Below are 13,354 nucleotides of genomic sequence, written 5' to 3'. Positions count from 1 at the left end.
GGTTACGCTGTGGTGCCCAGCTCAGAAGGTGTGCGGGGCGCGGCAGTTGGGAACAGCCCGCACAGGTACTCGCGCGCGATGGGGGCGGCAGTGGCGATCGACAGATTCGGACCCGGGGCACAGATTCCCCTCCAGGGCTCCGGCAGTGGGACGGCGGCGACGAACGCGCTCGCCTCCGCCGCGTACCGGGACAGCCCCCTGGACACGATCAAGCAGGCCGACAACGAGCTCTACAAGACCACGGTCAAGGAAGGGAAGTGGGGGCTCTTCAGCCCCGACCTCGGCGAGGCGTTCTCCCGCGCGGTCCAGGTCCGCATGCTCGGCGGCGCCCGCAAGGCCCTCATCCAGTCCTTCGGCGCCGAGCCGCAGCCGATCGTCGAGCACTGCCTGGCCGCGACCCACCTGCGCCGGCAGCGCGACGTCAAACTGACCCTGGTCACCTTCTTCTGCGGTGTCCTCTTCCTGCCCGGCCTGCTCCTCTGGCTCGGCGTCATCCAGCTCCGCCGCCTCGTCTCCGGCTCCGAGAACAAGCGCCACAGCGTCCTCGGCACCGCCCTCCTCTGGGCCGTCGGGCTCTTCGCCGTGCTCGTCCTGCTCAAACTGCCCTTCGACGGGATCCTGCCGAACTACCTGCGCGCGATGATCGTCGCCCCGGTCGTCGGCTGGTACCTCGCGAGCCGCATCTGCATGAACGCGGCCATCGACCTGCGGGAGCGCTGGGCCGGCCTGCTCGGCGGCGGTGGCATCGGTCCCCACGTCCCCAAGTCCGTCCCCCAGGACCCGGGCGAGAAGTCGGCCGAGGCACTCCGGGTCAACCTGGAGAAGCTCTCCGCCGAGCAGCAGTCCAACATCGTGTTCTACGCCGGCACCAAGGGGATCCTCGGCCTGGGCACCCGCTGGGGCAGCTGGACGCTCGCCGAGCCGCTGATCCCCCAGCCCGGCCGGGAGCTCCACGCCTTCCGCGCCTGGGACGTCGTGCGCCGGATCCACGACGAGCTGACGCTCCTGGAGCGGGGCGCACTGAAGACCGGCTTCCCGAAGCCGACCGTCAAGCACTGGATCGTCTCCCCGGTCGGCGAGGGCGCCGACGAGGTCGCCCGGCCCGAGGGCGACAACATCGTCCACTTCCAGGTCAAGCCGCACGAGATACAGCGCATCTGCAACGACCAGCAGTTCGACGCGGGCGACCGGCACTACCTCGGCGTGCAGTTCACGCTCTGGGGCGGGAACCTGGTCCTCACCATGATGGTCACCGTGACCTCGCTGCACGACACGCTCCGGATCGAGGTCGCCGGCCACGCGCTCGGTCCGGTCCACGGCCTCTTCACCACGAAGCCGAAGGCGAAGACGAGGGAGGTCTCCAAGACGGTCCGCTTCTGGGAGACGAGGGAGATCCAGCAGCCGCTGCTGGGGACCAACGACATCGTGCGGCTCGCGGTGCGCGCCCCGCTGACGTGGTACCCGCCGGTCCTCGACTACCTCGGCGGGAAGATGACCCTGCCCGAGCCGTTCGGTCTGCGGCACGTCTGGGCCGGGCCGCTCTGGAAGAACCGGTTCATGGCCGACGACGCCATCCGCATGGCGACGCCGGTGCTCCGCGCCGTCCACGCCGCGACCATCAAGGTGCTCGACGAGCACAACGTCGACACGGAGCGCTTCACCAACCGCTCGCTGATCCTCAGCGGCGGCATCCAGGACCCGGGCCCGAAGAAGGCCGACGTCTACGACGCCTGACCCGGGTCCCGTCCACCAGACGCCTGACCCGGGCCCCGTCCACCAGACGCCTGACCCGGGTCCCGTCCACCAGACGCCTGACCCGGGTCTCCCGCGGCGACGGATCAGATGGTGGCCGGCCAGGCGTCGGCCAGCATCTTCCGGGTGTCGGCGAGCAGCTGCGGCAGCACCTTGGTGTGGCCGACGACCGGCATGAAGTTGGTGTCGCCGCCCCAGCGCGGCACCACGTGCTGGTGCAGGTGGGCGGCGATGCCGGCGCCCGCGACGGCGCCCTGGTTCATGCCGATGTTGAAGCCGTGGGCGCCGGACGCCGCGCGCAGCGCGACCATCGCGCGCTTGGTGAAGGCGGCCAGCTCGACGGTCTCCGCCTCGTCGAGGTCGGTGTAGTCGGCGACGTGCCGGTACGGGACCACCATCAGGTGGCCGCCGTTGTACGGGTAGAGGTTGAGCACGGCGTACACGGCCTGGCCGCGGGCGATGACCAGTCCGTCCTCGTCGGACTTCGACGGGATCGAGCAGAACGGACAGCCGTCGTCGGCACCCGGCCCGGTGGGCTTGTTCTCGCCCTGGATGTACGCCATCCGGTGAGGCGTCCACAGGCGCTGGAACGCGTCCCGCGTCCCCACTCCGATCTGCTGCTCCGGCTCAGTCGTCATGCTGTGCAGCATATTGCGTCGTCCGTTCGGAACGTGTCGCCGGGGCAGAAGATCCATGCGGCCGCCATGCTGCTCCGATGAGCGTCAGGCCACCGAAACCACCACGGCAGGAGCGCTGGGACCGGCGTATGGAGATCCCGCTCGCCGTGGCCTCCCTCGTCTACCTGGCGGGCTACGCGGTCCGCGTCCTCGCCGACCACCACCTCTCCGAGGGCTGGCTCGACCTCTGCCTCGCCCTCACCCTGGCCGCCTGGGCCGTCTTCGGCGTGGACTACGGGGTACGGCTCCTGCTCAGCGGTCAGGGCACACTGCGCTTCGTCCGCACCCACCTCCTCGACACCGTGGTCCTGGTCCTGCCGCTGCTGCGGCCGGTACGCATGGTGAACCTGTACTACCGGCTCCAGGGCCGTCGCGACACTCCCCGGTTCACGCTGTACGGGCGGGTGATGGTCTACGCGGGCCTGAGCACGTCCCTGCTGGGATTCGCGGGTGCGCTCACCGTCTTCCGGTACGAGCGGGACGCCCCCGGCGCCTCGATCCTCACCTTCGGGGATTCGGTCTGGTGGACCTGCGCGACGCTCGCGACGGTGGGGTACGGGGACGTGACGCCGGTGACCCCGATGGGCCGGCTGGTCGCGGTGGGCATGATGGCCTGCGGGCTGGCGCTCCTGGGCGCGGTGACGGGTTCGTTCTCGTCCTGGCTGATCCAGGTGTTCACCCGGGAGGACGAGGAGGCGGACGCGAGGAGGCCCCCGGGGGGTTCCCCGGGGGCCTCCTGAACGGCTCAGGTCATCAGACCTGGACGCGGTCCTCGACGATCTTGGCGATCTTGGCGATGGCCTCGTCGGCGGGGATGCCGTTCTCCTGCGAACCGTCGCGGTAGCGGAAGGAGACGGCGCCGGCGGCCATGTCCTCGTCACCCGCGATGATCATGAACGGGACCTTCTGCTTCTGCGCGTTCCGGATCTTCTTCTGCATCCGGTCCGAGGAGGAGTCGACCTCCACCCGCAGGCCCTGCTTCTTCGCCTTGGCGGCGAACTCGTGCAGGTAGTCGACGTGCGCGTCACCGATCGGGATGCCGGTCGCCTGCACCGGGGCGAGCCACGGCGGCATGGCGCCCGCGTAGTGCTCCAGGAGCACCGCGAAGAAGCGCTCGATGGAACCGAAGAGCGCGCGGTGGATCATGACCGGGCGCTGCTTGGTGCCGTCCGGGGAGGTGTACTCCAGGTCGAAGCGCTCCGGCAGGTTGAAGTCGAGCTGGACGGTCGACATCTGCCAGGTGCGGCCGATGGCGTCCCGCGCCTGCACCGAGATCTTCGGGCCGTAGAACGCGGCGCCGCCCGGGTCGGGGGTCAGCGGGAGGCCCTGCTTCTCGGCGACCTGCTGGAGGACGGCGGTGGCCTCCTCCCACACCTCGTCGGAGCCGACGAACTTCTCCGGGTCCTTGGTCGACAGCTCCAGGTAGAAGTCGGTCAGACCGTAGTCGCGGAGCAGGTTCAGGACGAAGGTGAGGGTGCGGTCCAGCTCCTCCGCCATCTGCTCGCGGGTGCAGTAGATGTGCGCGTCGTCCTGGGTGAAGCCGCGCGCCCGGGTGAGGCCGTGGACGACGCCGGACTTCTCGTACCGGTACACGGTGCCGAACTCGAACAGGCGCAGCGGAAGTTCACGGTAGGAGCGGCCGCGCGCGTCGAAGATCAGGTTGTGCATCGGGCAGTTCATGGGCTTGAGGTAGTAGTCCACGCCCTCGTCGAGCTGCATGGGGGGGTACATGCCCTCGGCGTACCAGTCCAGGTGACCCGACTTCTCGAACAGCTTGCCCTTGGTGGCGTGCGGCGAGTAGACGAACTCGTAGCCCTCCTCCTCGTGGCGCTTGCGCGAGTAGTCCTCCATGACCCGGCGGATGATGCCGCCCTTGGGGTGGAAGACGGCGAGGCCGGAGCCGATCTCGTCCGGGATGGAGAAGAGGTCGAGCTCGTTGCCGAGCTTGCGGTGGTCGCGCTTCTCGGCCTCGGCGAGGAAGTCGAGGTGCGCCTTCAGCTCGTCCTTCGACGGCCAGGCGGTGCCGTAGATGCGCTGGAGCATCGGGTTCTTCTCGCTGCCGCGCCAGTAGGCGGCCGCGTTGCGCATCAGCTTGAACGCCGGGATGTTCCGGGTGGTGGGCAGGTGCGGACCGCGGCAGAGGTCCTTCCAGCACAGGTCGCCGGTCTTGGCGTCGAGGTTGTCGTAGATGGTCAGCTCGCCGCCGCCCACCTCGACGCTGGCGCCGTCGTCGGTCGACGCCGAGCCCTTGATGCCGATGAGCTCCAGCTTGTACGGCTCGTCGGCGAGCTCCTCGCGGGCGGCCTCGTCGGTCACCACGCGGCGGGCGAAGCGCTGGCCGCGCTTCTGGATCTCCTGCATCTTCTTCTCGATGACCTTGAGGTCCTCGGGAGTGAAGGGCTTCTCGACGTCGAAGTCGTAGTAGAAGCCGTCCCGGACCGGCGGGCCGATGCCCAGCTTGGCCTCGGGGAAGAGCTCCTGCACGGCCTGGGCCATGACGTGCGCGGTCGAGTGGCGCAGGATGTCGAGACCGTCCGGGGAGGAGATCTCGACGCCCTCGACGACATCGCCGTCGGCGAGCTCGTACGACAGGTCCTTCAGCTCGCCGCCCACGCGGGCGGCGATGACGGTGCGGTCGTCGGCGAAGAGGGCACCGGCGGTGGTGCCCGCGCTCACCGCCCTCTCCTCTGCCTCCGAGGCGGACTGGACGGTCACACGGACTTCAGACACTGGTGTTCTTCTTCCTTTGGGGCGCGGGCAGACACGAGGTGCCGGCGCCGGCGGTGCGCAACAGAGACGAGGTGCCGCGCACCGCTGATGTTACCGAGCCGTCCGCGCCCTCCGCGAAACGGTTTCCCCCGGCCGGCCGGCCCCTGGTCCGGTCCGCACGCCTCCTGGTCCGGTCCGCACACCTCCTAGTCCGGTCCGCACGCCTCCTCGAAGAAGCCCGGGTCGTCGTGGAGGGACTTCATCAGCCGGTCGCGTTCCGTCTCGTCGACCTGGACGGGGGCGACCCCGGAGGCGTCGGTGAGGCGGCGGAAGCCGCCGCGGCTCTCCAGGCGGCCGGCCACCCGGATGGGCAGGCCGGCGAGGTGGGCGTGACCCGCGGTGCGGTACGCCTCCTCGTCGAGGGCGACGCGGACGTGCGGGACGTCCGCGCCGGCCAGGACCCGGAGGCGTACGGTGCCCTCGCCGCGCGGCCCGGAGCGGCGCATGCGGACGACGGCGCCGGTGAGCCGTACGGGGACGGACGGTTCGCCGGTCAGGTAGCGGGCGCCGGCCTCGCGCAGGGCGGGCAGGTCGCCGGGGGAGAACTCGACGGGTTCGGGCCGGGCGGCGCAGCCGTCGGGCGCCCCGGCGGCCGGCGCCCACGCCAGGGCGACGCGGGCGCCTTCGGTGCCCCGGACGAGGGCGACGAGCGCCTCGGTGAGCTCGCGGCTGACGCCGGCCGCGACGGCCGCGTCGAAGGCCTCCGTCCCGCCGGTCGCCCGCTGGTAGTCCGTGGCCTCGCGGGCCGCGTGGAGCGCGTGGTAGAGCCGGACGGCGACCGGCCGGCCCGGTTCGACCGGCAGGAAGGCGGTGAGGCCGCGCCCGCCGGGTGCCGTGCCGACGGCGACGGTCTCCAGGGAGGCCTGGGCGGCGCGCCGGTGCCTGGCGCCGTAGTAGCCGGCCCGTCCACGCACGGCGAGGGCGCCGGCGAGGAGGAGCCGACGGGCGGCGGACCTGAGCTGTTCCTGGACGGGCCAGGGGGCGGTTCCGGCCGGGCCCGGGGGCACGTCGTGCCACCAGCGGATCTCGTCGCTGGGTACGGAGAGGCCGGTGAGGACCTCGCGGGCGGAGGGGGTGGCGCTGCGGGCGAGGGCCGTGAGGGCCTCGCCGAGGAGGTCCTCGCAGTCGGGGAAGGCGCGGCTCTCCGGGACGAGGAGGCTCGTGCCGCCCTGGGTTCCGCTGCCGGGCGGGGTCCAGCGGCTGTACCGGCCGGCGGCCCCGCCGCGCCGCCGCCAGCCGTGGCGGGCGAGCAGGGCGCCGAGGACGCGCGGGTCGACCCGGCCCGGGTCGGGTGCGCCGTGGGCGTCGGCCCAGGGTCCGGCGGGCGGGCCGGTCCAGGGGCCGGTGGTCTCGCCGGGCGCCGGGTGGGGGCGGTAGGGCGAAGGGACGGGGCCGTGCCCGGCCCCGTCCCCGTTCCCCGGTTCGTCGATAGGCCGGTGCATCAAGGTCTCCCTCCCACGCCGACCCGGGTCATGATCTCGCAGAGCGCCCGGTCGTCGAAGATCCGTGTCGTCGGGATGCGGACGGTGGTCCGGCGCCGTCCCGTGACCGGGTGTCCGGCCAGGTTGGTCCAGTAGCAGCAGTGCCGCAGGTCGAGCCGGTCGTGGCTCGCCCTCAGCCAGTCCTCCTGGGTCCTCGGGACGAGCATCACGACCAGGATCTTGTGCACGGACACGGGGGTCCGGGCGAGTTTCACCAGGTGGTCGTTGTCGAGGGTGAAGGAGAACGCGCTCCCCGGCGGGCGGGGCGGTATCTGGTAGGTGCACTTGAGCTGCACCTTGATGGTGACTTCGTCGTCGACGGTGTGTCCGGGCGATCCGTGGCTCACGTGCCAGTCGATGCCGTTGTCCGGAAAGGGCTGGGACAGCGAGCAGCCCGCCGCGGCGGCGACGGCGTGCAGGTATCCCACCTGAAGGGTCTCCATGCATGCGGTGGTGGCGAGTGAGCCGCGCGTCGGTGCCACCCGCTGGGGCGGCAGCCCTCCCGACTCGGGCTGGGCGAGCGCCATGTCTTTTTTCCTTCCCCGTCCCCTCTGTTGTGACCGGTCCGCGTACGGCGCAAACAGTGCGGGTATCACCGTTTCGGGGCAGGGGGTTGGCCATCTGCCGCACGTGTGCGAGGAGTTCGGGGATGACGACGCACTGGTACGAGGGGCCCCTGGCCGCTTTCGACACGGAGACGACGGGAGTCGACGTCGAGGGGGACCGGATCGTCTCGGCCGCCCTGGTCGTGCAGGACGCTGTCGGGGCGCGGCCGCGGGTGACGCGCTGGCTGGTCAATCCGGGCATACCCGTGCCCTCGGAGGCCACGGCGGTGCACGGCCTGACGGACGATCACCTCCAGCGGAACGGCCGGTGGCCGGCTCCGGTGATGGAGGAGCTGGCGCGCGCGCTGGCCGAACAGACCGCGGCGGGACGTCCGCTGGTGGTGATGAACGCGCCGTTCGACCTGACGATCCTGGACCGCGAGCTGCGTCGGCACCGGGCGTCCTCGCTCGACACGTATCTGGAGGGCGCGCCGCTGTGCGTGCTCGACCCGCGGGTCCTGGACAAGCACCTGGACCGCTACCGGAAGGGCCGCCGGACGCTGACGGACCTGTGCGCGCACTACGAGGTGGAGTTGTCGGGGGCGCACGACGCGGCGGCGGACGCGGCGGCGGCGATGGACGTCGTACGGGCGGTGGCACGCCGGTTCTCGTCCCGGCTGGAGCGGCTGACGCCGGCGGAGCTCCACACGCTCCAGGCGGTGTGGCACGCGGCGCAGGCCCGGGGGCTGCAGGCGTGGTTCACCCGGCAGGGGACGCCGGAGACGGTGGACCCGGCGTGGCCGCTGCGGCCGGAACTGCGCACGGCGGCCTGACACATGACAGAGGCCGGTCCGTCTTTCGACGGACCGGCCTCTCCCGGTGGGCGATACTGGGATCGAACCAGTGACCCCTTCGGTGTGAACGAAGTGCTCTCCCGCTGAGCTAATCGCCCGGGAACGGGTTGAACCATACAGGCCTTCGCACCCCGTGTTCAAACCGGCCCGCGCCGGCCGCCGTCCCGCGGCGCCGTCCGCCGGGCGGCTCCCCTCAGTTCGGCCGCCAGTCCACGCCGTCCGCCGCGCATCATCAGGGCGTGGTTGGCCCGGAAGACGGGCCGCCCGGGGACGGCGAGGGCGCGCAGGAGCCGGGCGCGGACCTCGACCTCCTGCTCGTACAGGGCGCGGGTGCCGCCGCCCTCCGCCGTGAGGGTCCAGCGCGCCCACCCCTCCAGGTCGCCGGCGAGGCCGATCTCCAGGACGCGGGCCGCCGGGTCGCGACGCAGGGCGCGGAGGGTGACGACGAGGTCGTACGGGAGGAGGGAGCGGAACCGGGCGGTGCCGGTGGTGTCGTCGAGGGGGGCGACCTCGCGGACCTGGGGCCACCAGCGGGGGTAGTCCTCGGCGCGGGCGAGGACGGCGTAGACGGCGTCGGGCGGGGCGGGCAGCCGCCAGACGCTGCGGAAGCGGTACCGGCACCAGTCCATGCCCCCAGTGTGGGGGGTACTCAGGCGCGGATCTGAGTACGTGGACGCATTCCCGCCGCGTGTGGCCGGGGCCACACTCCCGGTATGGACACTTCCCTGCCGCCCGCGGACGAGCTGGTGCTCGTCGACCGCGAGCTGGCCCAACTCGACGCGCGCCGGTCCCAGTTGCTGGCCCGGCGGGCCTGGCTGATCCAGGCGCTGTACCGGCCGGTCGCCGCCGCGGCGCCGCGCCCGTACCCGCGGCCGCCGGTGGCGGACTCGACGCCGCGGAGCGCGCAGAACGTGCTGCTGACGCTGGGCGGGACGCTGCTGACGATCGCGGCGGTCGCCTTCACCCTGGTGAGCTGGGGCTCGATGGGCATCGGCGCCCGCTCCGCGGTGCTGTTCACGGTGACGTCGGCGGCGCTCGCGGTTCCGGTGGCGCTGCTGCGCAGGAACCTGGTGTCGACGGCCGAGTCGGTGGCGGCGCTGGGTCTGGTCCTGATGGTGCTCGACGCGTACGCCCTGCACCGGGTGGCGCTGCCGGGGACGGACGGCCTGGGGTACTCGGCGGTGGCCGCCGCGGTCCTGGCGGGCGCGTGGGCTGCGTACGGATCGGCGCTGTCCCGGCTGCGGATCCCGCTGCCGGTGGCCGTGGTCGCGGCCCAGCTGCCGCTGCCGCTGGGCGCGCTCGCGGCCGGCGGCGGCCCGACGGCCGTAGCCTGGGCGGCCCTCGTCACGGCCGCGGCGGACGCGGCGGCGGCGCTGTGGACCCGGCCGGCGGCGGTCCGGATCACGGCGGGCTCGGCGGCGACGGCCCTCGGCGGCTGGGCGCTGCTGACGGGCGGCTGGCTCTCCCTCGTCTCTCCGTGGAGCGGCGCGGCCCTCCTCCTGTCGGGCGCGGCGATCCTCCTGTACGTGGCCTGGCGCGTGCCGGCCCACGCGGCCGCGGCCGCGGCGATCGCGGGCCTGGCCGCCGTGGCCGCGGCCGGCGGACTCCTGCGCGCGGCGCTTCCCGCCGACTGGGCGGTGCCCGGGTACGTGCTGTGCGCGCTGGCCCTGGCCTCGGTGTGGCGCCTGGGCACCGCGCCGGGCACGGGCCCGGCGGCGGCCACGACGCCCGACGGCGGGACGGGCACGGCGGCGCCCGTGGACGCGCCCGGAGGCGGGCTGCCGCACGGCGGGGAGCCGGGCTCCGCGGCCCCGGCCGGCCGTCTGCCGCACGGCGTCCGGCTCGGCCTGGCGGCCGCGGGTGCGGGGGTCGCGGCGCTCGGGGTCGTGTGGGCGCTGCCGCCGGTGGTGGCGGGGCTGCTCGGTCCGGTGGGCCGTACGACGGGCGTCTGGTCGGGCGAGCACGCCGAGCGGGTCCTGACGTCGTACCCGGCGACCGCCGCCCTGGTCCTCCTGGTGGCCGGCGCCGTCCTCGCGGCCGGCTCCCGGCTCTGGGCCCGCTGCGGGGCCCTCGCCCTCACCTGGGCGCTCCTGACCGCCCTGCCGGTCTCCCTGGACCTGTCCTACCCGGTGACGCTCTCCCTCCAGCTCCTGACCACGTCGGCGGCGCTGTGGGCGGCCGTCCGTCCCGGATTCCTGACACGCGGGCTGCGCCCCGCCGAGGCGGCCGGGGCGGCGGGCGCGGCGACGGCGGGTGCCGGTGGCGCCCCGGCCGAGCCGATGGCCGGGCCGGGAGCTCCCTGGGCTCCCTGGGCTTCCTCCCCGCTGCGGTCCGCGACGGCCGGCGCCGACGCCCGTACCGCGCTCGGCTGGTGCGCGTACACCGGCGGGCTCGCGTCCGCGGTGAGCGCGGTCGGGCTGGCCCTGGACGTGCGCGGGGCGACGTTCGCGACGCTGGGCGTGCTGCTCGGGCTGTTCACGGGTGTCGCCGTGCTCGGAGCGGACGCGCGCCGGGTGGTCTCGGCCGTCGCGGCGGTGCTCGCCGCGACGGGGCTGGTGTTCGCGGCCGCGGCCGCCGGCGGGTTCGAGGACCACTGGACGGCGCTCGCGCTGCTGCTGGTCCCGGCCGCGACGGCCGCGGTCGGCTCCCGGGCGCCGCGTCCGGTGGCCCTGGCGGTGGAGATCACGGGCGGCGCCGTGGGGCTGCTCGCCCTGGGGATCGCCTCGTCCCGGCCGGCGTTCCTCGCCCTCGCCCTGGCGCTCGGCGGGGTGATCGCGGCGGCTACGGCGGTCCGGCCGGAGCGGCGGCGGTTCGCCTCGTGGACGGCGGCGGTGCTGTTCCTGCTGGCCACCTGGGTGCGCCTGGCCGTCTGGGACGTGACGACCCCGGAGGCGTACACGCTGCCGGTGACCGTGCCGGCGCTCGTGGTCGGCTTCCTGCGGCGGCGCCGGGACGCGGAGGCCTCGTCCTGGACGGCGTACGGCCCTGGTCTCGCGGCGGCGCTGCTGCCGGGCCTCGTGGCGGCGTGGACGGACCCGGAGTGGACGCGCCCGCTGGTCCTGGGGCTCGCGGCGCTCGCGGTGACGCTGCTCGGCGCGCGGTTCCGGCTCCAGGCACTGCTCGTGCTCGGCGGCGCGGTGCTGGCCCTGGTCGGACTGCACGAGCTGGCGCCGTACGTGGTGCAGGCCGTGGGCGCGCTGCCGCGCTGGCTGCCGCCGGCCCTCGCCGGGCTCCTGCTGCTCGGGGTGGGGGCCACGTACGAGCAGCGACTGCGCGACGCCCGGCGGCTACGGGAGCGGCTGGCGCGGATGCGGTGAGGAAACGCCGAAGGCCCGGAGACGGTGTTCCGTCTCCGGGCCTTCGTGCCGGGTGGTGGGCGATACTGGGATCGAACCAGTGACCCCTTCGGTGTGAACGAAGTGCTCTCCCGCTGAGCTAATCGCCCGGGCACACCCCAAACATTACCCCATGTCAGCGGGGCTCCCGAACCATTCCGAGGTCACTCGTCGATCTTCCACGGCATGACGAAGCCGAACTTCCAGAGGTAGACGCCGAGCAGGGCGGCGATGATCACCAGTCCGACGGTGGTGAGGATGATGTTCCTGCGGCGGACCTTGGGGTCGAGGGCGCGCTGGGCGGCCTCGGTGACCTTCCGCTTGGTCCAGCGGAGCACGAGCTGGGCCCAGACGAACTCGGTCGCCCAGATCGCCATGCCGCCGAAGATGACCAGCCAGCCGGGGCCGGGCAGCGGGAGCATCACCACACCGGCGCCGACCACGGCGAGTCCCACGATGAAGACGCCGACCTGCCAGCTCAGATGCAGGCCTCGGCGCGACTTGATGAACTCCGGCGCGCGGGATCCCAGCTCGGCTTCCTGGCCGTCTCCGGACTCCCCGGCGCGCTCGTCACTCTCCGCATTCATGCACCCCAACCTACCGGACCGGCGACCCCACCCGGAATGGCGGTATTACCCAAAGTTACATACGCCCATACGAGCTACCTGAACGATCACAAAACCGACAGAGGGGTTTACAACGGCACCGGAGGTGGCATGTCGATTTCGCCGACGTGCGAATCCCCGAGCGCACACTGAGCGAAAGGCCCTGGCGCTTATGAACACCACGGTCAGCTGCGAGCTGCACCTGCGCCTCGTTGTGTCGAGCGAGTCCTCACTGCCTGTACCCGCGGGCCTGCGGTATGACACGGCCGATCCCTATGCCGTGCACGCCACCTTCCACACCGGAGCCGAGGAGACGGTCGAGTGGGTCTTCGCCCGCGACCTTCTCGCCGAGGGGCTGCACCGGCCCACCGGCACAGGCGACGTCCGCGTCTGGCCATCCCGTAGTCACGGTCAGGGAGTCGTCTGCATCGCGCTGAGCTCACCCGAAGGAGAAGCCCTGCTCGAGGCCCCTGCGCGGGCTCTGGAGTCGTTCCTCAAGCGGACCGACGCCGCGGTGCCACCGGGCACCGAGCACCGGCACTTCGACCTCGATACCGAGCTCTCCCACATCCTGGCCGACAGCTGAGCCAGGCCGACAACCGCACGACGCCGTCCGACTCGGGGCGACGGCGCCGCGCGGACAGTCACACAGGCACGACATCCGGCGCTCCCACCGTGCAGCCGGCGCGGTGGCGGGCGCCGTTGTCCTTTTCCGGGGCGCGCTAAAGTCAGCGCCATTCCGCGGGCGCCCGCCCGCGGCCGGCCAGGGAGCGAATCGTGCTGATCCCCCACGACACCCGGATCGCCCTCGACACCGTCGTCGATCTGATGAACACCGCCCCCCAGGGCGGCCGCGCCGACGAGCTCGCGGACCTCCCGGGGCTGCACGCCTTCGTGCGAGCGCACAAGATCAGCGACGTGGGCGACCTCGACGAGGACGACCTGCGGGCCGTGCGGGACGTGCGCGAGAAGTTCGCGGCGGTCTTCTCCGCCCCCGAGGCCCGCATCGCGGCCCCGCTGATCAACCAGCTGGTGGCGGCGGCGGGGACCACCCCGCAGCTCACCGACCACGACGGCTACGACTGGCACGTCCACTACTTCGCGCCGGGCGCCTCCGTGGCGGACCACCTGGCGGCCGACTGCGGCATGGCGCTCGCGTTCATCGTCGTGGGCGGTGAGCAGGAGCGGCTGCGCCGCTGCGAGGCGCCGGACTGCGGCCGTGCCTTCGTCGACCTCTCCCGCAACCGGTCGCGCCGCTACTGCGACAGCCGCACCTGCGGGAACCGGCTGCACGTGGCCGCGTACCGGGCGCGCCGCAAGGAGGCGGCGGGCTGAC

General features: G+C 73.0%; 12 protein-coding genes and 2 tRNA genes. 6 read left to right on the top strand and 8 right to left on the bottom strand.

What is annotated here, in order from left to right; all coding sequences use genetic code 11:
* Nucleotides 1-78 precede the first annotated feature (78 nt).
* Entirely contained in the window at nt 79-1,734 is a 1,656-nt protein-coding gene (locus AC067A_RS28040) for a hypothetical protein (RefSeq protein WP_479245260.1), read from the top strand.
* Nucleotides 1,735-1,838: 104 nt separating this feature from the next.
* On the opposite strand, the gene AC067A_RS28035 is transcribed toward AC067A_RS28040, so the two are convergent.
* Nucleotides 1,839-2,402 carry an HIT family protein gene (locus AC067A_RS28035; RefSeq protein WP_479245259.1) on the bottom strand — a complete coding sequence of 188 codons (564 nt, stop codon included), beginning with the start codon at nt 2,400-2,402 and terminating at the stop codon, nt 1,839-1,841.
* Nucleotides 2,403-2,467: 65 nt separating this feature from the next.
* On the opposite strand from AC067A_RS28035, the gene AC067A_RS28030 reads away from it, so the two are divergent.
* Nucleotides 2,468-3,169 (top strand): potassium channel family protein, encoded by a 702-nt coding sequence (locus tag AC067A_RS28030; RefSeq protein ID WP_479245258.1) that lies wholly within the window; start codon nt 2,468-2,470, stop codon nt 3,167-3,169.
* A 13-nt stretch (nt 3,170-3,182) separates the two neighbouring features.
* Here the strand turns inward: AC067A_RS28030 and thrS are convergent, their stop codons facing one another.
* The 3 genes from thrS to AC067A_RS28015 form a co-directional block, all read right to left on the bottom strand.
* Nucleotides 3,183-5,159 carry a threonine--tRNA ligase gene (gene thrS / locus AC067A_RS28025; protein ID WP_479245257.1) on the bottom strand — a complete coding sequence of 659 codons (1,977 nt, stop codon included), beginning with the start codon at nt 5,157-5,159 and terminating at the stop codon, nt 3,183-3,185.
* Between the two features lie 185 nt (nt 5,160-5,344).
* Nucleotides 5,345-6,640: a hypothetical protein gene (locus tag AC067A_RS28020; protein WP_479245256.1), complete on the bottom strand. Its 1,296-nt coding sequence runs from the start codon at nt 6,638-6,640 to the stop codon at nt 5,345-5,347.
* Nucleotides 6,640-7,206: a DUF4365 domain-containing protein gene (locus tag AC067A_RS28015; protein ID WP_479245255.1), complete on the bottom strand. Its 567-nt coding sequence runs from the start codon at nt 7,204-7,206 to the stop codon at nt 6,640-6,642. The genes AC067A_RS28020 and AC067A_RS28015 overlap by 1 nt, the downstream gene beginning before the upstream one ends.
* A gap of 122 nt (nt 7,207-7,328) precedes the next feature.
* On the opposite strand from AC067A_RS28015, the gene AC067A_RS28010 reads away from it, so the two are divergent.
* Nucleotides 7,329-8,057, top strand: coding sequence for an exonuclease domain-containing protein (locus tag AC067A_RS28010; RefSeq protein WP_479245254.1), 729 nt, complete (start codon nt 7,329-7,331; stop codon nt 8,055-8,057).
* Between the two features lie 47 nt (nt 8,058-8,104).
* On the opposite strand, the gene AC067A_RS28005 is transcribed toward AC067A_RS28010, so the two are convergent.
* Nucleotides 8,105-8,176 (bottom strand) — tRNA-Val (locus AC067A_RS28005).
* A 39-nt stretch (nt 8,177-8,215) separates the two neighbouring features.
* A complete protein-coding gene (locus AC067A_RS28000) occupies nt 8,216-8,707 on the bottom strand; it encodes an SRPBCC family protein (RefSeq protein ID WP_479245253.1) in 492 nt (163 codons plus the stop codon).
* Nucleotides 8,708-8,791: 84 nt separating this feature from the next.
* Between AC067A_RS28000 and AC067A_RS27995 the strand changes: the two genes are divergently transcribed.
* On the top strand, nt 8,792-11,395 hold the full coding sequence (locus AC067A_RS27995; RefSeq protein ID WP_479245252.1) for an SCO7613 C-terminal domain-containing membrane protein: 2,604 nt from the start codon (nt 8,792-8,794) through the stop codon (nt 11,393-11,395).
* A 53-nt stretch (nt 11,396-11,448) separates the two neighbouring features.
* Here AC067A_RS27995 and AC067A_RS27990 read toward each other — a convergent pair.
* Both AC067A_RS27990 and AC067A_RS27985 read right to left on the bottom strand, forming a co-directional pair.
* Nucleotides 11,449-11,523: transfer RNA gene (locus tag AC067A_RS27990), tRNA-Val, on the bottom strand.
* A gap of 54 nt (nt 11,524-11,577) precedes the next feature.
* On the bottom strand, nt 11,578-12,000 hold the full coding sequence (locus AC067A_RS27985; protein WP_479245251.1) for a TIGR02611 family protein: 423 nt from the start codon (nt 11,998-12,000) through the stop codon (nt 11,578-11,580).
* Nucleotides 12,001-12,190: 190 nt separating this feature from the next.
* Between AC067A_RS27985 and AC067A_RS27980 the strand changes: the two genes are divergently transcribed.
* A complete protein-coding gene (locus AC067A_RS27980; protein WP_015032345.1) occupies nt 12,191-12,604 on the top strand; it encodes an SsgA family sporulation/cell division regulator in 414 nt (137 codons plus the stop codon).
* Nucleotides 12,605-12,795: 191 nt separating this feature from the next.
* The gene (locus AC067A_RS27975) at nt 12,796-13,353 is read left to right on the top strand and encodes a CGNR zinc finger domain-containing protein (RefSeq protein WP_479245250.1); all 558 of its coding nucleotides are present in this window, start codon (nt 12,796-12,798) and stop codon (nt 13,351-13,353) included.
* Nucleotide 13,354 lies beyond the last annotated feature (1 nt).

This window comes from Streptomyces sp. NPDC043176 (genome assembly GCF_056436715.1).
The sequence above is the reverse complement of the archived record's forward strand: the minus strand, read 5'-3'. Positions and strand labels throughout refer to the sequence as shown.

Coding starts and splice junctions, on each gene's coding strand:
- AC067A_RS28030 (WP_479245258.1), top strand. CDS start 2,468: ATGAGCGTCAGGCCACCGAAACCACCACGGCAGGAGCGCTGGGACCGG.
- AC067A_RS28040 (WP_479245260.1), top strand. CDS start 79: ATGGGGGCGGCAGTGGCGATCGACAGATTCGGACCCGGGGCACAGATT.
- AC067A_RS27995 (WP_479245252.1), top strand. CDS start 8,792: ATGGACACTTCCCTGCCGCCCGCGGACGAGCTGGTGCTCGTCGACCGC.
- AC067A_RS27980 (WP_015032345.1), top strand. CDS start 12,191: ATGAACACCACGGTCAGCTGCGAGCTGCACCTGCGCCTCGTTGTGTCG.
- AC067A_RS28010 (WP_479245254.1), top strand. CDS start 7,329: ATGACGACGCACTGGTACGAGGGGCCCCTGGCCGCTTTCGACACGGAG.
- AC067A_RS28020 (WP_479245256.1), bottom strand. CDS start 6,640: ATGCACCGGCCTATCGACGAACCGGGGAACGGGGACGGGGCCGGGCAC.
- AC067A_RS28015 (WP_479245255.1), bottom strand. CDS start 7,206: ATGGCGCTCGCCCAGCCCGAGTCGGGAGGGCTGCCGCCCCAGCGGGTG.
- AC067A_RS28035 (WP_479245259.1), bottom strand. CDS start 2,402: ATGCTGCACAGCATGACGACTGAGCCGGAGCAGCAGATCGGAGTGGGG.
- AC067A_RS28000 (WP_479245253.1), bottom strand. CDS start 8,707: ATGGACTGGTGCCGGTACCGCTTCCGCAGCGTCTGGCGGCTGCCCGCC.
- AC067A_RS27985 (WP_479245251.1), bottom strand. CDS start 12,000: ATGAATGCGGAGAGTGACGAGCGCGCCGGGGAGTCCGGAGACGGCCAG.